This is a genomic window from Curtobacterium sp. VKM Ac-2861 (assembly GCF_013204965.1).
Taxonomy (GTDB): Bacteria; Actinomycetota; Actinomycetes; order Actinomycetales; family Microbacteriaceae; genus Curtobacterium.
The window spans coordinates 179,409-199,175 of record NZ_JABMLA010000003.1 but is presented as its reverse complement, the minus strand read 5'-3'; the positions used below and the strand labels follow the sequence as shown (position 1 = coordinate 199,175).

The 19,767-nt window shown below is 70.0% G+C and carries 16 protein-coding genes; 12 read left to right on the top strand and 4 right to left on the bottom strand.

Going from position 1 to position 19,767, the window contains the following annotated elements; genetic code table 11:
- Window positions 1–4: 4 nt before the first annotated feature.
- From HQQ88_RS08910 to HQQ88_RS08900, 3 genes are all read right to left on the bottom strand, one after another.
- Window positions 5–262 (bottom strand): hypothetical protein, encoded by a 258-nt coding sequence (locus tag HQQ88_RS08910; protein ID WP_123291977.1) that lies wholly within the window; start codon window positions 260–262, stop codon window positions 5–7.
- Between the two features lie 63 nt (window positions 263–325).
- Window positions 326–667, bottom strand: a complete 342-nt coding sequence (locus HQQ88_RS08905; protein ID WP_123291976.1) for an L-rhamnose mutarotase — start codon at window positions 665–667, stop codon at window positions 326–328.
- Entirely contained in the window at window positions 664–2,019 is a 1,356-nt protein-coding gene (locus HQQ88_RS08900; RefSeq protein WP_216834433.1) for an MFS transporter, read from the bottom strand. The genes HQQ88_RS08905 and HQQ88_RS08900 overlap by 4 nt, the downstream gene beginning before the upstream one ends.
- Window positions 2,020–2,430: 411 nt before the next feature.
- Here HQQ88_RS08900 and HQQ88_RS08895 point away from each other — a divergent pair, with 411 nt between their 5' ends.
- From HQQ88_RS08895 to HQQ88_RS08845, 11 genes are all read left to right on the top strand, one after another.
- On the top strand, window positions 2,431–3,441 hold the full coding sequence (locus HQQ88_RS08895; protein ID WP_173169247.1) for a LacI family DNA-binding transcriptional regulator: 1,011 nt from the start codon (window positions 2,431–2,433) through the stop codon (window positions 3,439–3,441).
- A 79-nt stretch (window positions 3,442–3,520) separates the two neighbouring features.
- A complete protein-coding gene (locus HQQ88_RS08890; protein WP_132099989.1) occupies window positions 3,521–4,606 on the top strand; it encodes a LacI family DNA-binding transcriptional regulator in 1,086 nt (361 codons plus the stop codon).
- Between the two features lie 351 nt (window positions 4,607–4,957).
- The gene (locus HQQ88_RS08885) at window positions 4,958–6,307 is read left to right on the top strand and encodes an ABC transporter substrate-binding protein (protein ID WP_131845794.1); all 1,350 of its coding nucleotides are present in this window, start codon (window positions 4,958–4,960) and stop codon (window positions 6,305–6,307) included.
- 4 nt (window positions 6,308–6,311) lie between these two features.
- On the top strand, window positions 6,312–7,247 hold the full coding sequence (locus HQQ88_RS08880; RefSeq protein ID WP_243649937.1) for a carbohydrate ABC transporter permease: 936 nt from the start codon (window positions 6,312–6,314) through the stop codon (window positions 7,245–7,247).
- 89 nt (window positions 7,248–7,336) lie between these two features.
- Window positions 7,337–8,140, top strand: coding sequence for a carbohydrate ABC transporter permease (locus tag HQQ88_RS08875; protein ID WP_243648916.1), 804 nt, complete (start codon window positions 7,337–7,339; stop codon window positions 8,138–8,140).
- Window positions 8,141–8,261: 121 nt separating this feature from the next.
- Complete coding sequence (locus HQQ88_RS08870; RefSeq protein ID WP_173169246.1) at window positions 8,262–10,568, top strand: alpha-L-rhamnosidase; 2,307 nt, start codon at window positions 8,262–8,264, stop codon at window positions 10,566–10,568.
- Window positions 10,569–10,726: 158 nt separating this feature from the next.
- Complete coding sequence (gene rhaI, locus HQQ88_RS08865; RefSeq protein WP_173169245.1) at window positions 10,727–11,899, top strand: L-rhamnose isomerase; 1,173 nt, start codon at window positions 10,727–10,729, stop codon at window positions 11,897–11,899.
- Window positions 11,900–11,903: 4 nt separating this feature from the next.
- Complete coding sequence (locus tag HQQ88_RS08860) at window positions 11,904–14,003, top strand: bifunctional aldolase/short-chain dehydrogenase (RefSeq protein WP_173169244.1); 2,100 nt, start codon at window positions 11,904–11,906, stop codon at window positions 14,001–14,003.
- Window positions 14,004–14,054: 51 nt separating this feature from the next.
- Window positions 14,055–15,533: a rhamnulokinase family protein gene (locus HQQ88_RS08855; RefSeq protein ID WP_173169243.1), complete on the top strand. Its 1,479-nt coding sequence runs from the start codon at window positions 14,055–14,057 to the stop codon at window positions 15,531–15,533.
- 128 nt (window positions 15,534–15,661) lie between these two features.
- Window positions 15,662–16,855, top strand: coding sequence for an alpha-hydroxy acid oxidase (locus tag HQQ88_RS08850; protein WP_123672509.1), 1,194 nt, complete (start codon window positions 15,662–15,664; stop codon window positions 16,853–16,855).
- Window positions 16,856–17,139: 284 nt separating this feature from the next.
- A complete protein-coding gene (locus HQQ88_RS08845) occupies window positions 17,140–18,123 on the top strand; it encodes a glycoside hydrolase family 16 protein (protein WP_216834430.1) in 984 nt (327 codons plus the stop codon).
- A gap of 85 nt (window positions 18,124–18,208) precedes the next feature.
- Here HQQ88_RS08845 and HQQ88_RS08840 read toward each other — a convergent pair whose 3' ends face one another.
- Window positions 18,209–18,730 carry a hypothetical protein gene (locus HQQ88_RS08840; protein ID WP_131879487.1) on the bottom strand — a complete coding sequence of 174 codons (522 nt, stop codon included), beginning with the start codon at window positions 18,728–18,730 and terminating at the stop codon, window positions 18,209–18,211.
- A 113-nt stretch (window positions 18,731–18,843) separates the two neighbouring features.
- Here HQQ88_RS08840 and HQQ88_RS08835 point away from each other — a divergent pair, with 113 nt between their 5' ends.
- A complete protein-coding gene (locus tag HQQ88_RS08835; protein WP_173169242.1) occupies window positions 18,844–19,674 on the top strand; it encodes a siderophore-interacting protein in 831 nt (276 codons plus the stop codon).
- The last annotated feature ends 93 nt before the right edge of the window (window positions 19,675–19,767 follow it).

Here is a 19,767-nt window from a genome sequence, read left to right as displayed (position 1 = left end):
GTGTTCAGCCGTCGGTGCGCCGCGGCCCCCAGTGCAGCGCGCCGACGACGAGCCACCCGACGAACGACAGGATCGTGACGAGCTCGACGACCACGATGAACGGCAGGTCGATCGAGACACCGGCGCCCGCGATGTAGGCGTAGCTGTACGTGTGCGGCGCGACGAAGCTCGTGATCCACCGCACGACGAGGATCACCGCACCCAGGATCGCGAGGGCACCGAGGGCGAACTGGAACGGGTTTCGGCCACGCAGGAATCGCATCCCGCCACCGTAGGGCCGCGGACCGACGGCGCACGACTCCCCGTTCGAGGTGTCCAGCGCTCCTCACTCGGCGGCGGCCGCCAGCTGGTCCTCCAGGTTGAAAACCTCAGGCAGCACCCGCGCGGTCTGGTCCGCCCGACCCGTGGCACCGTCGAACAGGTCCTGCATGTGCGCCTCCCATGCGGTCGCGACCTCGGAGGCCGCGAGCGACGCGTCGGCATCGGCCACTGAGTCGGTCTCGTAGTAGCCGATCAGCAGGCCGTCGTCGTCGAGGAACAGGGAGTAGTTCCGCCGCCCCGCCGTGGCGATCGCCCGGAGCATCGCCGGCCAGACCGCGGCGTGCCGCTCGCGGTAGGCGTCCAGGTGCTCGGCCTGCACCTGCAGTCGGAAGCAGACGCGGGTCACCGGTCGGCCTCGGCACGGCGACGCTGTTCGGCGTCCTGCACGGCGCGCTCGTCGGCGGTGCGCACGGTACCGGTGACGGTGGTCACGGTGCCGTACCGCTCGGCCTCGATCGCCTCGAGCGTCTTGCCCTGCGTGCGCGGCGCCCAGATGGTGCCGACCAGGAACGACATCGCGAGGAGCCCCAGGATGAGTCCACCGAGTGCACGGATCCCGATGTCGGACAGCAGCAGCGGGAACCAGATGCTCAGCAGACCGACCATGACCCGCGCGGCGAGGAAGAGCACGCCCTGCGCACTGGCCCGGTACCGGGTGGCGAAGAGCTCGCTCGTCCAGAGGCCGTAGAACGCCTGGGCGCCGATGCCCGAAGAGATGCCCCACGCCACGGCGAAGAACAGCAGCGTGCCGAGGTTCGCCGGTGCGTAGATCAGGACGGCCCAGGCGACGATCGCCAGCGCCGCGCCGAGGGCGAACAGCAACCGTCGACTGACCCGGTCGCCGTAGCGCATGAAGCCGAAGTAGGTCGCGGCGACGGTGCAGCCCCACACCAGGATCTGCAGGCCGTACTGCTCGGTCACGCTCGTGACCCCGGTGGCCGAGTACACCCGCGGCTGGAAGATGCCGGCCTGCCCGGCGACGGTGTTCCAGAGCGCGTAGACGCCGAACAGGAACAGCATCGCGGTCAGGTTCCGGCGCCGGCTGAACAGCTGGGTGATCCCGTGGAAGAAGTTCGCGGTGCCGGTCGCGGCGCGCTCGTCCTTCCAGATCGCCGACTCCGGCAGCCCGCGGCGAAGCCACCAGACGACGGCGGCGACGACGAACAGGTGCGCGAAGATGAGCCGGCTGCCGAGCAGTCCGAGGGGTGCGGCGGCGATGGCCAACGCGAAGCCGACCATCGGGCCGATCGACCAGGCGAGCTGCGCGGTGCCGACGTGGGCCGCACGCTTGTCCGCCGGTGCCTGCTCGGCGATGTAGGTCCAGCTCGCCGGCACCCCGGCGCCGACCGCGATGCCGGTCAGGATGAAGCCGACCAACAGCATGCCGTAGCTGCCGGCGAAGACCGCGAGCAGGATGCCGAGCATGTAGAGCAGCAGATCGTAGGTGTAGATGAACTTCCGGCCGTAGCGGTCGCACAGCGGTCCGCCGATGATGGCGCCGGCGGCCGCGCCGAACGCGTTCGCCGACAGGCTGGCCAGCAGACCGACCTCGAGGTCGCCGACGTGGAACTGCGCCTGCCACAGACTGAGGCTCGTGGCGATCGCGATGATCGACCCCGACTCGATGTAGTTCGACATGGCGACCGAGACGGTCGCCTTCCAGCCCGTGGTGCTCCGGGCTCCGATTCGGACCGCCATTGGTCCTCCGTTCGCGTGTTCGCCAGTGAATCGTTTCAACGGGACAGCGAGACGATAGTGCGACCCAGCGGGCGTTGGCAAGTCCGTGCTGTGCGCGTCCGCGTGCGGCGCGCCCGCGTCCGCACGGTGCGCGGTCGCTCACTCGGTGCGAGGTTGCCCGCTCCGTGCGGCGCTGCAAGCGCGCACCGAGCGGCCAACCTCGCACGTGGCGGCGCAGCACGCACGGTGCGACGCCGGAACGGAGCACGCACGGGGCCCGGCCGCACCCACAATCTCGCACCGTGCGGTGGACCTGCCCACCCACCGGACGGGAGGCCCGGGTCCAGCCCGCACCGCGCCTCCCGTCCGCCGTTTTCCACAGATCACGGCGCGCACCACCCGGAAGCGCAGGTGCGATGCCAGGATGGCCACATGGCGGTCAGTGTGCGAGAGGTGGCAGCGCTCGCCGGCGTGTCCCTGGGGACGGTGTCGAACGTCCTGAACCGTCCCGACAAGGTGGCCCCGACCACCGTCGACCGGGTGCAGTCCGCCATCGCCGCGCTCGGGTTCGTCCGCAACGACTCCGCACGCCAGCTCCGGGCCGGCCGCAGCTCCACCGTCGGCCTGATCGTGCTCGACGGCGGCAACCCGTTCTTCACCGACGTCGCGCGCGGTGCAGAAGACGCCGCGATGGACAAGGGCCTGGCCGTCCTGATCGGCAACTCCGACGAGTCCACCGACCGCGAGCGCACCTACGTCGACCTGTTCGAGGAACGCCGCGTCGCCGGCCTGCTCATCTCCCCCGCCGGTGACGACCTGTCCCGCCTCGCCCGCCTGCGTGACCAGGGCACCGCCGTCGTGCTCGTCGACCGCCGCGCCGACGACGAGCACTTCGCCTCGGTGTCGGTGGACGACGTCGCGGGCGGTCGCATCGCGGTCGAGCACCTCGCGGCCATCGGGCGGACGCGCATCGCGTTCGTCGGCGGTCCGTCCAGCATCCGCCAGGTTGCCGACCGGCACGCCGGCGCACTGTCGGCGGCCCGGGCAGCTGGTATCGAGATCGAGGTCCTGCCGACCGCGTCACTGTCGGTGCTCGAAGGGCGTCGCATCGGCGAAGAACTCCAGGCACGCCCCCGCGGTGAACGGCCGGACGCGGTGTTCGCGGCGAACGACCTGCTCGCGGTCGGCCTCGAACAGGCGTTCATCATGCGCGGCACGATCGCGGTGCCGGACGAGATCGCGATCGTGGGCTACGACGACATCGCCTTCGCCGAGGCAGCCGTCGTCCCGTTGACCTCGGTGCGCCAGCCTGCGCAGGACCTCGGGCGCCAGGCGATCGAGCTGTTGACGAAGCAGGTCGAGCTCGGGCAGGGAATCGACCTCGAGCACGTCGAGTTCACGCCGGAGCTCGTGGTCCGGCAGTCCTCTGTCGCCGACGCGTAGCCGACCGCCTCGCGTCTGCCCACCAGCCTGCCCGGCTCTGCGGCACGGACCGGCCGCCGCCGCGGCCTACGATCGGAGCATGGTGCATGTCCCCCGGCGCGACGGCCCGCCGAGCGTGCACCACGTCGCAGCTCGCGCCGGCGTCTCGCTGGCGACCGTCTCGAACGTCCTGAACCACCCCGAGCGGGTCGCCGAGTCCACGGCCGCACGCGTGCACGACGCGATCGCCGAACTCGGGTACACGCCGAACCGCAACGCCCGGGCACTGGTGTCGGGCAGCACCCGGGCGATCGGTCTCGTGGTCGCCTCGCTCCGCAACTCGCTGTTCACCGACGTGGTCAGCGGCGCGCACACGACCGCCCGCGAACGCCGGCGCACCCTGCTCGTCGCCAGCAGCGAGAACGACCTCGAGGCGCAGGGCGAACACCTCGCGTTCCTCGAGAGCACCCGGGTGTCCGGCATCCTGCTGGCCTCGATGACGGAGTCCCGCGCACAGGTCGAGGCAGCGAAGCAGCACGGCCTGCCCGTCGTCTACGTCAACTACGAGCCGACCGAGGTGGACGCCTGCTCGGTGGTCGTCGACAACGAGCAGGCCGGGTACGTGGCCGCGCAGCACCTCATCGAGCAGGGCTGCCGACGCATCGGCTTCGTGAGTGCCCGGCCCGACCTGCAGCCGGTGGCCCGTCGCCGCGCGGGGCTCCTCCGCGCGATCGCGGAACACCCCGGAGTCGAACTCGTCGACGTCGACGCCGGTGACATCGACCCGCCCGGCGGCACCGACGCCGGCGCGCGGATCGCCGCGATGCCGGTCGCCGAACGGCCCGACGGCGTCCTGGGCGTCACCGACCTGCTCGCCATGGCGGTCGTCTCCGAGCTCCGAGCCGCCGGCATCCGCGTGCCGGAGGACATCCCGGTGTCGGGGTGCGACCACAACTCGGTGGCGTGGGGCGGCGCGGTGCCGTTGACCTCGGTCACCATGCACGGCGAGGAGATGGGCGCCACTGCCGTGGCCCTGCTGCTCGAGGAGCTCTCCGACCCGATGCACGTCCACCGCACCGTGGTGCTCGGCAGCGAGCTCGTGCCCCGCGAGAGCACGCTCGGCCGCGCCGGTGCAGCGGCCGCGCGGGCCACGGCGCCGAGCGACCCGCGCCGCACCGAGGCCTGAGCGCGCGAAAGCGACAGTCCTGCGGCACGGGACGCCGTCTGGTCCGGCAAAGCGACAGATCCACGCGAACAGTTCGCGGCACACTGTCGCTTTCGCGGGCGGGGTGGAGGCAGGGCGGGCGAAGCGGGGTGGAGTGGGGGCGGGGCGGGCAGGCCGGGCAACGCGGACCGCGCGCACCAGGCATGCGCGTTCCCGTAACGAAATCGGCACAGCGATTGACACGCTTCAATCCACGTGGTTCCATCCTGATTGAAACGTTCTAAACAGCAGCAACCGGAGCCCACGACGACGCGGGATCCGGGTCCGTTTCACCCGGGGTACCCCGCCCCGGGCCTTACGAGGAGGTAAGGAATGTCAGCTCGTTCCCTGACCACGAGGACGCTCACCAAGCGCGCCGTCGTCAAACGGCTCGTCGCCATCGGCGGCGCCACGGTCCTGATCGGCGGGCTCGCGGCGTGTTCGTCCGGCGGTTCCGCCGACGAAGGCGGCGGCAAGGTGCAGATCACCTACCAGGCCGACAACTCACCCGCGACCGCAGCCACCGCGAAGCCGCTCATCGAGGCGTTCGAGAAGGCCAACCCCGACATCACGGTCAAGTTCGACACCCGCCCGCAGGGCACCGACGGCGACAACCTGGTGAAGACCCAGCTGTCGACCGGCGAGATGGCCGACGTCTTCAACTACAACTCCGGTTCGCTCATGCAGGCCCTCAACCCGGACAACACCCTGGTGGACCTGTCCGACGAGAGCTGGACGAAGGACGTCGACGAGCAGTTCACCAAGGTCGTCAGCACCGACAAGGGCGTCTACGGCGCTCCGTTCGGCACGAGCTTCGGCGGCGGCGTCATGTACAACAAGAAGGTCTACGCCGACCTCGGACTCAGCGTCCCCACCACGTGGGACGAGTTCATCAGCAACAGCGAGAAGATCAAGGACGCCGGCAAGGTCGCCCCGATCATCCAGACGTACGGCGACACCTGGACCAGCCAGCTGTTCGTGCTCGGCGACTTCGCCAACATCACGGCGCAGGACAAGGACTGGGCGGACAACTACACCGCGAACAAGGAGTCCTACGCCAAGGACCCCGCACTCGCCGGCTTCGACCACCTCGCCGAGGGCAAGGACAAGGACCTCTACAACGAGGACTACGCCTCGGCCACGCAGGCGAACGGCCTGAAGATGCTCGCCGACGGCACCGGGGCGCAGTACCCGATGCTGACGAACGCGATCTCGACCCTGCAGCAGGACAGCCCCGACGCGGTCGCGGACATCGGAGCGTTCGCGCTGCCGGCCGAGGACGCCGACGACACGAACCTGACCATCTGGGAGCCGAACGGCCTGTACATCCCGAAGACCACCGAGGGTGACGAGCTCGCCGCCGCGAAGAAGTTCATCGCCTTCGCGAACTCGGCCGACGGCTGCAAGGTGCAGAACGACACCGGAACGCCCGGTGGCCCGTACGTCATCTCGACCTGCTCGCTGCCGGACGACGTGCCCCCGATGATCGACGACCTGCAGAAGTACCTGGACGACGGCAAGGCGAGCCCGGCGCTCGAGTTCCTGTCCCCGATCAAGGGCCCGAACCTCGAGAAGATCTGCGTGCAGGTCGGCTCGGGCATCACCAACGCGGCCAAGGGTGCTGACCAGTACGACGACGACGTCGTCCAGCAGGCCCAGCAGCTCGGCATCAAGGGCTGGTGACACGGTGACCGCGACACTCACGACGGCACTCGAGCCGGCGAAGACCCGAGCGGGTTCCGGCGGGACCGGTCCCGCGCGCAAGCGGATGCGCTCGTTCTACCCCGCGTGGTTCTTCATCCCCGCGATCGCGCTGTACGTCGTGTTCTTCGCGGTCCCCACCTTCGCCGGGTTCTACTTCTCCCTCACCCGCTGGACGCTGTTCGACCAGACCTTCATCGGTTTCGACAACTTCGTCCGGTTCTTCCAGGACCCGCAGCTCGTCTCCGGGTTCGTGCACACGTTCCAGTACGGCTTCGTGACGAGCGCGGCGAAGGTGGTCATCGGACTCGCCCTCGCCCTGCTCCTCACGTCGCCCGTGCTGGGGCGCGGCTACCTGCGGGCGGTCGTGTTCTTCCCGGTGCTCGTGTCGACGATCGGCATCGGCATCACGTTCAAGGCGCTGATGGACCCGTTCCACGGGATCATCAACGGCGTCCTCGGCTCGGTCGGCCTCCCCACTCCGGGGTGGCTGACCGACCCGGCACTCGCCCTGTGGAGCGTCGCCGCGGTGGACGTCTGGAAGGGCGTCGGCATCGCGACGCTCATCTTCATCGCCGGCATCGTGGCGATCCCGCAGGAGTACTTCGAGGCCGCACGGGTCGACGGCGCAAGCGCGTGGTCGATCTTCCGGAACATCACCCTCCCGCTGTCGCGTCCCGCGATGGGCACCGTCATCATCCTGTCGCTGATCGGCGGGCTGCGGTCCTTCGACCTCATCTGGGCGATGACCGGCGGTGGGCCAGGGTTCACCAGTGACGTCATCGCGAGCGTCATCTACAAGCAGTACCAGGCCGGGTTCTACGGCCTGTCCACCGCCGGCAACGTGGTCCTGTTCGTGGTCGTCACGGCGATCATGGTCCCGATCTCGTGGCTCCTCAACCGCAAGGAGGCGGACCTGTGACCGCCGTCACCAGCCCCCGCCGGACCGCCGGCCGTCCGCCGACGCCGGCGAGCCGGAACCGCCACCCGGGCCGGACCCGCCGGTGGGTCATCGGCTCGATCGCCATCGTCGTCAGCTTCGTGGTGTTCCTGGTGCCGTTCGTCTTCGTCCTGCTGCAGGCCATGAAGAACCCGGCCGAGGCGAACCAGCTCGGCTTCAGCCTGCCGACCGAGTGGCAGCTCTGGCAGAACCTGCAGGCCGTGTTCGGGTCCGGTGACGGCGTGATCGTCCGCGCGTTCCTGAACAGTGCGGTCCTGACCGTGGGCAGCGTGATCGTGATGGTCGTGTTCTCCGCGATGGTCGGGTACGTGCTGCAGCGTCGTCCGAGCAAGTGGAACGGCGTGATCAACTTCTTCGTCCTGGCGGGCCTCATCGTCCCGCCCGCGATCGTCCCGACGATCTGGGTGCTGCAGGGGCTCAACCTGTTCAAGACCATGGGCGGGATGATCCTCATCGAGGCGACCTTCGGCCTGTCGTTCTGCATCCTGCTCTTCCGGGCGTTCGTGGCGACGATCCCGAAGGAGCTCGACGAGGCAGCCGTCCTCGACGGCGCCGGACCGATCCGTCTGTTCTTCGGCGTCGTGCTGCCGCTGCTCAAGCCGGTCATCATCACGGTCGTGCTCGTGCAGTCCGTCACGGTGTTCAACGACTTCACGAACCCGCTGTACTTCCTGCCGGGTTCCGAGAACGCCACGGTGCAGCAGACGCTCTACTCGTTCCAGAGCCAGTCGGTCAGCCAGCTCAACCTGCTGTTCACCGACGTCCTGCTCATCACGATCCCGCCGCTCATCCTCTACATCTTCTTCAACCGACAGATCGTCGCCGGCATGACCAGCGGCGCCGTCAAGGGCTGACGCCCGACCCCGGCCTGGAGGCGCGGCTCGCCTCCTCCGGTCGTCCCACCTCGACGGGACGGCCGGGCCCACGACCCCCGCACCGGTCGACGACGACCGGTCGCGTGAAAGGACACACCACATGACCGCCTGGACAGCACCGTTCATCACGAGCGACGCCGACCTCGGGAGCGCACCGATCCTGCGCCGTGAGTTCACCCTCGACGACGGCCACGGCGCCGTCACGAGCGCGACCCTCGACGTCAGCGCCCTCGGCGTCGTCGAGGCGTGGCTTGGTGGCGAACGCGTCTCCGACCACCTGCTCGAACCGGGGTGGACGAGCTACGAGTGGCGCATCCGCGTCGTCTCGCACGACGTCACGGCGCACCTGACCGAGACGCCCGCGGGCAGTGCCGCCGTGCTGGCACTCGTGCTCGGCAAGGGCTGGGCCGCCGGTCGGCTCGCCTGGGGTGGCGGCGGCGGCTGGTACGCCGACGAGCCCGCCGGGTTCGCCGAGCTCCGCATCACCTTCGCCGACGGCCACGAACAGCTCGTCGCCACCGACACGGACTGGCAGGCCCTGTCCAGCGCGATCACCGCCGATCAGCTGTACGACGGTGAGGACATCGACGCCCGGCTCCGCGACGGCTCCTTCCTGACGCCCGGCGAGGTCACCACACCGAGCGTCGACGGCCACGAGGGACGCACCAGCGCCGTGCGCACCGTCGACATCGGCGAGCGCGAACTCGTCGCCGACACCGTGCCGCCGGTCCGACCCCTCGCCGAGATCGCCCCCGTCGAGGTCTGGACGAGCCCGTCCGGCGCGACGCTGATCGACTTCGGGGTCAACCTGGTGGGCTGGCTCCGCGTGGTCGCCTCTGGGCCCGCGGGCACTGTGCTGGCCCTGAAGCACGCCGAGGTGCTCGAACACGACGAGCTCGGCACCCGCCCGCTGCGCACCGCGAAGGCGACGGACCACTTCACCCTGAGCGGCGGCGAGGACCGCTTCGAGCCCCGCTTCACCTTCCACGGCTTCCGGTACGCCCAGGTCGACGGGTGGACCGGCACGCTCGACGAACTCCGCGCGGCCGTCACCGCGGTGCAGGTCGGCTCCGACCTGACCCGGACGGGCACGTTCGAGTCCAGCCACGAGCTGCTCAACACGTTCCACGACAACGTCATCCGGGGCATGCAGGGCAACTTCCTGAGCGTCCCGACCGACTGCCCGCAGCGTGACGAGCGCCTCGGCTGGACGGGCGACATCGCGGCGTTCGCGCCGACGGCGTCCTACCTGTTCGACACCCGCGCGTTCCTGGGCGACTGGCTCCGCGACGTGTGGCTCGAGCAGCAGCACGCCGACGGTGTCATCCCGTTCGTGGTGCCGGACGTGCTCAAGTACTCCCCCGCCGAGGACTTCGGTACCCCCGACGCCACCGCCATCTGGTCGGACGCCGGCGTCTGGGTGCCGTGGACCCTGTACCAGGCGTACGGCGACACCGCGGTGCTCGAGGAGCAGCTCGACTCGATGACGGCGCACCTCCGCCGCATCAAGGGCCACCTGTCACCCGAGGGCCTGTGGGACACCGTCTTCCAGTTCGGCGACTGGCTCGACCCGGACGCCCCGCCGGAGGACGCCGCCAAGGCGAAGGCCGACCCGGGCGTCGTCGCGACGGCGTGCGCGTACCGCAGCGCGACCCTGGTGGCGCAGGCGGCGCGGTTGACGGGCCACGAGGCGGAGGCGACGGAAGCCGAGGAGCTCGCCACGGGCCTCCAGGCCGCGTTCCGTCAGCACTACGTGACCGACGGTCGCATCCGGAGCGACTGCACCACCGTCTACGCGCTCGCGATCGTGTTCGGCATCCTCGACGAGGACGACGAGCGCCGTGCGGGCGACCGCCTGGCGGAGCTGGCCGAGCAGTCCGGGTACCGGATCTCGACGGGCTTCGCGGGTACGCCGTTCATCACCGACGCGCTGACGCAGACCGGACACCTCGACGACGCGTACCGGCTGCTACTGCAGACGGAGTGCCCGTCGTGGCTGTACCCGGTGACGATGGGTGCGACGACGGTCTGGGAGCGCTGGGACTCGATGCTGCCGGACGGCACGATCAACCCGGGTGAGATGACCTCGTTCAACCACTACGCACTCGGTGCCGTGGCGGACTGGATGCACCGGGTGGTGGGCGGCCTGTCGGCGCTCGAACCGGGGTACGCCTCCGTGCTCATCGCGCCGCAACCGGGCGGCGGCCTGACGTGGGCGTCGACGTCGCTCGACTCCGTGCACGGGCACATCGCGGTGCGGTGGGAGCTCGTCGACGGCGAGCTGCTCGTCCGTGCGACGGTCCCCGAGGGAGTCTCGGCCGTGGTGCGCTTGCCGGGTGCTGCGGAGCAGCGGCTCGGCGCTGGCTCGCACGAGCTGCGCGCGCCGGCTGCGGTCCCCGCGGCGTAGCGGGCCTGGCGGAACCAGGTTTCGGACACAGCACCGCGGAGATGCGTGGTGCTGTGTCCGGAACCTGGTTCCCGCCACACACACCCCACACGGTTGCGGCAGACCGCCGCGACCCGTACTGTATGAAACGATTCAATCGCACACGAGGAAGTGACACGATGACATCGACCCCGACCTTCACCGGCATCGCCGACCAGCTCGCACGACAGCAGATCGAGCTGCCCAGCTGGGCCTTCGGCAACTCCGGCACCCGCTTCAAGGTGTTCAGCACGCCCGGCACCCCGCGCGACCCGTACGAGAAGATCGCCGACGCCGCCCAGGTGCACAAGTACACGGGCCTCGCACCGACCGTGGCACTGCACATCCCGTGGGACCTCGTCGACGACTTCAGCGACCTCAAGCGGCACGCCGAAGAGCACGGAGTGTCGCTCGGCACCGTGAACTCGAACACGTTCCAGGACGACGACTACAAGTTCGGCGCCCTGACCCACGTCGACGAGTCGATCCGGCAGAAGGCGATCGACCACCACCTGCGCTGCATCGACGTGATGGACGCCACCGGCAGCCGCGACCTGAAGATCTGGCTCGCCGAGGGCTCGAACTACCCCGGGCAGGAGGACATGCGCTCCCGCCAGGACCGCCTGCACGAGTCGCTCAGCACGATCTACGACCGCCTCGGTGCCGACCAGCGCCTGGTGCTCGAGTACAAGTTCTTCGAGCCGTCGTTCTACCACACCGACGTGCCGGACTGGGGCACGAGCTACGTGCAGACGGCCGCGCTCGGCGACAAGGCGATGGTCTGCCTCGACACCGGCCACCACGCCCCCGGCACGAACATCGAGTTCATCGTGATGCAGCTCCTGCGCCTCGGCAAGCTCGGCAGCTTCGACTTCAACTCGCGGTTCTACGCCGACGACGACCTGATCGTGGGCGCAGCGGACCCGTTCCAGCTGTTCCGCATCCTGGTCGAGGTCATCCGCGGCGGCGGCTACGACAACCACGACGTCGCGTTCATGCTCGACCAGTGCCACAACATCGAGGACAAGATCCCCGGTCAGATCCGCTCCGTGCTCAACGTGCAGGAGATGACGGCCCGGGCACTGCTCCTCGATCGCGTGGCCCTGACCGCAGCGCAGGAGGCCCACGACGTCCTCGGCGCGAACGAGGTCTTCATGGACGCGTACCAGACCGACGTCCGGGCGGACCTCGCCGCGTGGCGAGAATCCCGCGGTCTGCCGGCGAACCCGATGCGCGCGTACCTGGACTCCGGGTACCAGCAGTCGATCGCCGAGGACCGCGTCGGCGGCGTCCAGGCCGGTTGGGGCGCGTAGACACATGGCACACACACTGGAGGCTCGGGTGGACCCCGCAACGCACGGCACCGACGCAGACACCACGATCAGTGCGCTCATCGCGCGTTCGAACGCGCTCGGCTCGGATCCGCGGATCACGAACTACGCCGGTGGGAACACCTCGGCGAAGGGCACTGACACCGACCCGGTCACGGGCGAGCCGGTGGAGCTGCTCTGGGTGAAGGGCTCCGGGGGCGACCTCGGCACCCTCACCCCGGCGGGCCTCGCAGTCCTGCGCGTCGACCGCGTCCGTGCCCTCCAGGACATGTACGCATCAGAAACAGGCCCGGGAGTGGAGCGCGAGGACGAGATGGTCGCCGCGTTCGACTACACGCTGCACGGCAAGGGCGGTGCCGCCCCGTCCATCGACACGGCGATGCACGCCCTGGTCGACGCCGCGCACGTCGACCACCTGCACCCGGACGCCGGCATCGCCATCGCGACGGCGGCGGACGGACCGGCTCTGACGTCGACGATCTTCGGCGACACGGTGGTGTGGGTGCCGTGGCGCCGACCGGGGTTCCAGCTCGGGCTCGACATCGCCGCGATCAAGCGGGACAACCCGCAGGCTATCGGCACGATCCTCGGCGGCCACGGGATCACGGCGTGGGGCGAGACGAGCGAGGAGGCCGAGGCGAACTCGCGCTGGATCATCGACACCGCCGAGCAGTACATCGCGGAGCACGGGAAGGCCGACCCGTTCGGCGAGACCCGAGCAGGGTTCGAGGCGCTGCCGACCGACGAACGCCACGCACGCGCCGCCGCCCTCGCACCGACGATCCGCGGCATCGCCGGGCACGACAAGCCGGTGGTGGGGCACTTCACCGACAGCGACGTCGTGCTCGACTTCCTGGCGTCGTCGCGCGCCGAGGAGCTCGCCGCGCTCGGCACGAGCTGCCCCGACCACTTCCTGCGCACCAAGGTCAAGCCCCTCATCCTCGACCTGCCGACCACCGCGAGCGTCGACGAGCAGACCGCCCGCCTGCACGAACTCCACGAGCAGTACCGCGCGGACTACCAGGCTTACTACGACCGCCACGCGAACCCGGACTCCCCCGCGATCCGCGGCGCCGACCCGCTCATCGTGCTGGTGCCCGGCGTCGGGATGTTCTCCTACGGCAAGGACGCCCAGACCGCCCGCGTCGCCGGGGAGTTCTACGTCAACGCGATCAACGTCATGCGCGGCGCCGAGTCGCTGAGCACCTACGACCCCATCGACGAGGCCGAGAAGTTCCGCATCGAGTACTGGGCCCTCGAAGAGGCGAAGCTGCAGCGGATGCCGGCCCCCAAGAAGCTCGCCACCCGCATCGCCCTCGTCACCGGAGCCGCGAGCGGCATCGGCAAGGCGATCGCGAAGCGCCTGGCCGCCGAGGGTGCCGCGGTCGTCATCGCCGACCTCGACCTGGCGAAGGCGCAAGACGCTGCGGCCGAGATCGGGAACACCGACCAGGCCATCGGCGTCGCGGCGAACGTGACGTCCGCAGCGGAGATCGAGCAGGCCATCCAAGAGACGCTGCTGCACTTCGGCGGCCTCGACCTCGTCGTCAACAACGCCGGACTGTCGCTCAGCAAGAGCCTGCTCGAGACCACCGAACAGGACTGGGACCTGCAGCACGACGTCATGGCGAAGGGGTCGTTCCTGGTGTCCAAGGCGGCGGCGAAGGTCCTCATCGAGCAGGGCCTCGGCGGCGACATCGTCTACATCTCGTCGAAGAACTCGGTGTTCGCCGGTCCGAACAACATCGCGTACTCGGCGACGAAGGCCGACCAGGCGCACCAGGTCCGGTTGTTGGCGGCGGAGCTCGGCGAGCACGGCGTCCGCGTCAACGGGATCAACCCCGACGGCGTCGTCCGTGGCTCGGGGATCTTCGCGAGCGGCTGGGGAGCGAACCGCGCGAAGACCTACGGCATCGAGGAGCAGGACCTCGGCGCGTTCTACGCCCAGCGCACCATCCTCAAGCGCGAGGTCGTCCCGGAGAACGTCGCGAACGCCGTCTACGCCATCTGCACCGACGACTTCTCGCACACGACCGGGTTGCACGTGCCCGTCGACGCGGGTGTCGCCGCCGCGTTCCTGCGCTGATGAACGACAAGCTGATGCACGACAAGCTGATGTCCGACAAGAGGTAAGAGCATGTCCACCAGCGGCACCGTCGCCGCCGTCGACCTCGGGGCCACCAGCGGCCGCGTGATCCTCGGGCACGTCGACACCGACGGCGTCCGGATGGAGCACGTCGCCCGGTTCCCGAACGGCCCCGTGACCCTGCACGAGCACGACCGCGAGGCCCTGCACTGGGACGTCGTCGAGCTCCACCGACAGGTGACCGACGGCCTCCGTCAGGCGTTCGCCTCGCACCCGGCGATCGTCAGCATCGGCATCGACTCGTGGGCGGTGGACTACGGCCTGCTGCGCGACGGTCGGCTGCTCGGGCTGCCGTACCACTACCGCGACGAGCGGCACGAGGGCGGCGTCGACCGCGTGCACCGACGGATGGACGCGGCCGAGCTGTACGCACGGAACGGCCTGCAGCACCTGCCCTTCAACACGGTGTTCCAGTTCGCTGCCGACCCGTCGCTGCAGCTCGCGCAGCGGGCGCTGCTCGTCCCCGACCTGCTCGGCTACTGGCTCACCGGTGTCGAGGCGGCCGAGCGCACGAACGCGTCGACGACCGGGGTCCTGAACGCGACGACCCGCGGGTGGGACCCGGCGTTGCGGGCTGCTGCGGGCCTCCCGGCCGGCCTCCTGCCCACCCTGCGTGACCCGGGCGACCGACTCGGGCCTCTGCTGTCGTCCGTCGCCGACGCCGTCGGCGGGCAGGCACCCGTCACGCTCGTCGGCTCGCACGACACGGCCTCCGCCGTCGTCGCGGTCCCCGCGACCGAGCCGGACTTCGCGTACATCTCCTCCGGCACCTGGTCACTCGTCGGCGTCGAGCTCGACGCACCCGTCCTGTCGGACGCGGCGCGCGACGCGAACTGCACCAACGAGGGCGGGGTCGACGGCCGCGTCCGGTTCCTGAAGAACGTGTCCGGACTGTGGTTGCTCTCCGAGAGCGTCCGCACCTGGGAACGTGACGGCGCGAGCATCGACCTGGAGGCCCTGCTCGCCTCCGCAGCGGCCGTCACGGCCCCGGTCCCCGTCTTCGACCCCGCCGACGAGTCGTTCACGGCGCCCGGCGACATGCCCGCGCGCATCGCCGCCTGGTGCGGCGACCACGGGCTGAGCGCGCCCGCGTCGCGGGCCGAGTTCGTGCGCTCGATCCTCGAGTCGCTGGCCGCCGCGTACGCGGAGACACTTGCGACGATCAGCACCATCACGGGCAAAGACGTCCGACAGGTGCACATCGTCGGCGGCGGATCGCAGAACCGGCTGCTCTGCCAGCTGACGGCCGACCGCACCGGGCTGCCCGTCCTGGCCGGGCCCGTCGAGGCGACAGCACTCGGCAACATCCTGGTGCAGGCGCGGGCAGCCGGACTCGGCGGCCTGCGCGGCGCATCGCTCGAGGCCCTGCGCGCAACGATCGCCCGCACCGTCGAGCCCGTCCGGTACACCCCGCGTTCCTCCGACGCTTCCCTCCGCCAATCCACCTCGAGACGTAGGATGTCTGTATGACCTCGACCGACGACCAGCACCGCGTCGACCCCGCCACAGGCGCACCGGCAGCCACCCCGGGCACACCGTCGGCCCGGCGGACCCCGATCAAGCGGCAGCTGCCGACCGTGCGTGACCTCGCACCGCTCATGCAGTTCAAGAAGCCTTCGCTGCCCGGTCGGCGTCAGCGCCTCGAACAGGCCCTGACGATCTGGGACCTGCGCGACATCGCCGCCCGCCGCACGCCGAAGGCCGCGTTCGACTACACCGAGGGCGCCGCCGAGGCCGAGATCTCGCTCGCGCGCGCCCGCCAGGCGTTCGAGGACATCGAGTTCACACCCGCGATCCTGCGCGACGTGTCGTCCGTGGACACCTCGCGCTCGGTGCTGGGTGCGCCGGTCGCGTACCCGTTCGGCATCGCCCCCACCGGGTTCACGCGCATGATGCAGACCGAGGGCGAACGTGCCGGTGCCCGGGCAGCCGGACGCGCGGGCATCCCGTTCTCGCTCTCCACCATGGGCACCACGGCCATCGAGGACGTCCGCGACGCCAACCCGAACGGCCGCAACTGGTTCCAGCTGTACATGTGGAAGGACCGCGAGAAGTCGATGGCGCTGGTCTCCCGCGCCGAGAAGGCCGGGTTCGACACGCTGCTCGTCACCGTGGACGTACCCGTCGCCGGCGCGCGTCTGCGGGACAAGCGCAACGGCTTCTCGATCCCGCCGCAGCTGAGCGCCCGGACCGTGCTGAACGCCATCCCGCGGCCGTGGTGGTGGTTCGACTTCCTGACCACCGAGCCGCTGGCGTTCGCGTCGCTCGACCGGTGGTCCGGCACCGTCGGGGAGCTCCTCGACCACATGTTCGACCCGACCGTCACCTACGAGGACCTCGCGTGGATCCGCGACCAGTGGAAGGGCAAGGTCGTCGTGAAGGGCGTGCAGTCCCTGGCCGATGCGCGTCGCCTGGCGGACATGGGCGTCGACGGGATCACGCTGTCGAACCACGGCGGACGCCAGCTCGACCGGGCACCCGTGCCGTTCCACCTGCTGCCCTCCGTGGTGAAGGAGGTCGGCATGGACACCGAGGTGCACCTCGACACCGGCATCATGTCGGGCGCGGACATCGTCGCCGCCGTGGCGCTCGGTGCGAAGTTCACGATGGTCGGCCGGGCGTACCTGTACGGGCTGATGGCGGGCGGCGAGGCCGGTGTCGACCGGATGATCCAGATCCTGTCGGAGCAGATCGAGCGCACGATGCGGCTGCTCGGGGTCACGTCGCTCGACGAGCTCGAGCCCGGGCACGTGACGCAGCTGCAGCGCTTGCAGCCGGTGCCGCGCGGCTGAGGCGGCGGGCAGCGGGCTGCCCGCCGTTCACCGCGCGTTCGGGTGCCGATTCAGGCGATTACCCCCGAACGGGGCACAAATGATGCAAGATGTCCGTGGACGCGTCACCGAACCCCTCGGCATCCTGCCCCCTGGCGCGCCGTCCCCTCCCCGCATCCTGCGCCCGAGCACCACGAGGAGCCCGACATCTCGACCCGAAGCACGTGCACGCCCATGCGCGGCACGACCCCCGCGACCACCACGCCCACCACCCTCACCACCCTCACCACCGAACGGCACACCCGATGAGCCGCCGTCGCGCGATCCTGGCGGCAGCGACCGCCGGTTGCCTGGCACTCGGAGTCCCCACCGCCTCCGCCGCCTCCGCTGACAGCTGGTGGGGCTGGGGCGGACACCGCCACGGGCAGCACGCCCCGGTGACCCCCACGCCCACCCCCTCGGACACTGCGACCCCGGCCCCGTCCGACGACGAGGAGTCGGACACGACGCCGACGGAGACGCCCGCGCCGACCGCCGAGGCCGCGCCGATCGAGGACACCACCCCGACCGCAGAACCGGAGGCGGCTGCGCCCACCGACGACGCCGAAGCCGCGGAGTCGGAAGCCGACGACGCGGCCGAACCGCAGAACGAGGTCGCCGACACCTCCGCTGCGCCGGCCGCCTCGTTCGTCGAGGACTTCACCACCGACGCCGTCACCGGCCTCGTCTCACGGCTCTACCCGCAGTCGTGGCAGCCCTACCCCGACGGCACCTCCGGCATCTACGCGCCGAGCAAGACCGTCTCGGTGCACGACGGCGTCATGGACGTCGCCCTCGGCACCGGAGCGGGCGCGGCCGGCACGTTCGGCTCCTCCGCCGGAGCCTGGGACCACGTCGGCGGCTCGTTCTCCGTCCGCGCCAAGGCGACCGGTGGCGACGGCAACGGCGCGGCGTTCATGCTGTGGCCGACGTCGGGCACCTGGTCCGACGGCGAGATCGACTTCCCCGAGGGCAACTTCGAGGACAGCCCCTCGGCCTTCCACCACTCGATGACCCCGGGCAAGGAAGCCGACCGCGTGCAGATCGGTACCGGCGTCTCGTGGCGCGACTGGCACACCTACACGGTGGACTGGGTGCCCGGAGAGTCGGTCACCTACAGCGTCGACGGCAAGGTCCTCGACACGATCACCCACGACGTGCCGACGACCCCGCACCGCTTCATGTTCCAGGTCGGCAACTGGGGCGACCAGGGCAACCTGCTCATCGACTGGGTCTCCACCACGGAGTGAGCGTTCGGCCCACAGAGTGAGCAGAAGACGTCGGGTCCCCACCAGGGACCCGACGTCTTCTGCTCACTGGATCAGGCTCGCGACGTCAGCGCACGGTCCAGGTTCCTCGCAGGGTGGTCAACAGGTGGTCGATGTTCCGCAGTGCCCGTCGGGTCTCCCAGACGGAGTACGCGCACATCCCCACGAACAGCACCAGGATCGCCCACCAGAACGGACTGACCGTCAGAGCTGCCCAGACTGAGAAGGCCGCGAAGACGACGACCATGATCGGGACGATGACCCGGTTGTTCCGGTACCGCTTGCGGGTCGACTCGAGCTCGCGGGTCCACACGACGTGGTCGACGTCGTCCGGCAGGTCTCCGGAGCGCACCGCTCGCTGGATCGCGGCAGCACCCTCGGTGCCACCCGCGCGGCGGCGACGGTAGGCGATGAGGAAGCCGAAGAACACCGTCATCAAGACGGCGTAGAAGAGCGATCCGATCGCGCGGGCGGCCAGACCGGCACCGTCGGGGTTCGAAGCCAGACCGATGGCGAAGTACAGTCCGCCGACCAGGACGAACACGATGGGCAGCAGTGCCGGCAGCGGGAGTCGTCGAAAGCGGTCCACGGTGTCTCCTCGTTGAATGTTCGAGTGGTCCTCGGTTCCTCCACCATGCCGACGGTGCCCGGGAGTCGGCTGAGCCTTCCCGCTTGAGTATTAGTTAGGTTAGCCTTACCTACATGGCACGGACGAACATGCAGGCGACCCGCACGAAGCCGGAACGCGTCGAGCTCCTCACCCTGCACGTCGTGCGGACCGAACGGATCTCGCCGTCCTTCATCCGCGTGGTGTTCGGCGGCGACGACCTGAGCCGATTCACCCACATGGGCTACGACCAGTGGTTCCGCCTGTTCCTGCCGGTGGACGGCGGTGACCTCACGCGGGCCCCGCAGAAGCTCGACACCGTGAGCTACCTGAAGTTCCTGACGATGGCGAAGGCGAGCCGACCGATCCTCCGCAGCTACACCGTGCGGAGCCTCCGCCGACTGCACCAGGGCGACGAGCTCGACGTCGACTTCGTGGTGCACGGCACTGGTGACGACCACGCACCGACCGGACCGACCGCGGCTGGGTGGGCACTCGGCGCACAGCCCGGCGACGTGGCCGGGCTCATCGACGAGGGCATCGGCTTCGACCGGGACGCCCTCGGTCGTCCGATCGCGATCGTCGCGGACGAGAGCGCCCTGCCCGCTGCAGCCGGGATCCTCGAGTCGCTCCCCCGTTCGACGAAGGGCACCGCGATCCTCGAGATCCCGACGGACGCCGACGTGCGGACCATCGATGCCCCGACCGGCATCGACGTGACGTGGATCACCCGCGAACCCGGTCGACGTCCCGGAGCCGCGGCGCTCGACGCGGTCACCCGATCGTCGGTGAGCCCCGACCACGCTGCCTGGGTCGCCGGCGAGCAGTCCCTCGCCGGCGGAGCGCGACGCCACTGGGTCGGCGCGGGCATCCCGAAGGAGCGGATCGCCTTCACCGGGTACTGGCGCGCGGGCCGGTCCGGCTGACTGCGTTCGGGCACCTCCGGCGACTTCGTGAGCAGGAATGGTCGAGTGCCGATTCCCGACCCGACCATTTCTGCTCACGAAGCACGGCGCACG

What these genes read in the sequence shown, in the direction of transcription:
- HQQ88_RS08855 (WP_173169243.1), top strand. Translation starts at nt 14,055, where the DNA reads ATGTCCACCAGCGGCACCGTCGCCGCCGTCGACCTCGGGGCCACCAGC.
- HQQ88_RS08850 (WP_123672509.1), top strand. Translation starts at nt 15,662, where the DNA reads ATGCAGTTCAAGAAGCCTTCGCTGCCCGGTCGGCGTCAGCGCCTCGAA.
- HQQ88_RS08860 (WP_173169244.1), top strand. Translation starts at nt 11,904, where the DNA reads ATGGCACACACACTGGAGGCTCGGGTGGACCCCGCAACGCACGGCACC.
- HQQ88_RS08885 (WP_131845794.1), top strand. Translation starts at nt 4,958, where the DNA reads ATGTCAGCTCGTTCCCTGACCACGAGGACGCTCACCAAGCGCGCCGTC.
- HQQ88_RS08895 (WP_173169247.1), top strand. Translation starts at nt 2,431, where the DNA reads ATGGCGGTCAGTGTGCGAGAGGTGGCAGCGCTCGCCGGCGTGTCCCTG.
- HQQ88_RS08900 (WP_216834433.1), bottom strand. Translation starts at nt 2,019, where the DNA reads ATGGCGGTCCGAATCGGAGCCCGGAGCACCACGGGCTGGAAGGCGACC.
- HQQ88_RS08870 (WP_173169246.1), top strand. Translation starts at nt 8,262, where the DNA reads ATGACCGCCTGGACAGCACCGTTCATCACGAGCGACGCCGACCTCGGG.
- HQQ88_RS08890 (WP_132099989.1), top strand. Translation starts at nt 3,521, where the DNA reads ATGGTGCATGTCCCCCGGCGCGACGGCCCGCCGAGCGTGCACCACGTC.
- rhaI (WP_173169245.1), top strand. Translation starts at nt 10,727, where the DNA reads ATGACATCGACCCCGACCTTCACCGGCATCGCCGACCAGCTCGCACGA.
- HQQ88_RS08910 (WP_123291977.1), bottom strand. Translation starts at nt 262, where the DNA reads ATGCGATTCCTGCGTGGCCGAAACCCGTTCCAGTTCGCCCTCGGTGCC.
- HQQ88_RS08845 (WP_216834430.1), top strand. Translation starts at nt 17,140, where the DNA reads ATGAGCCGCCGTCGCGCGATCCTGGCGGCAGCGACCGCCGGTTGCCTG.
- HQQ88_RS08835 (WP_173169242.1), top strand. Translation starts at nt 18,844, where the DNA reads ATGGCACGGACGAACATGCAGGCGACCCGCACGAAGCCGGAACGCGTC.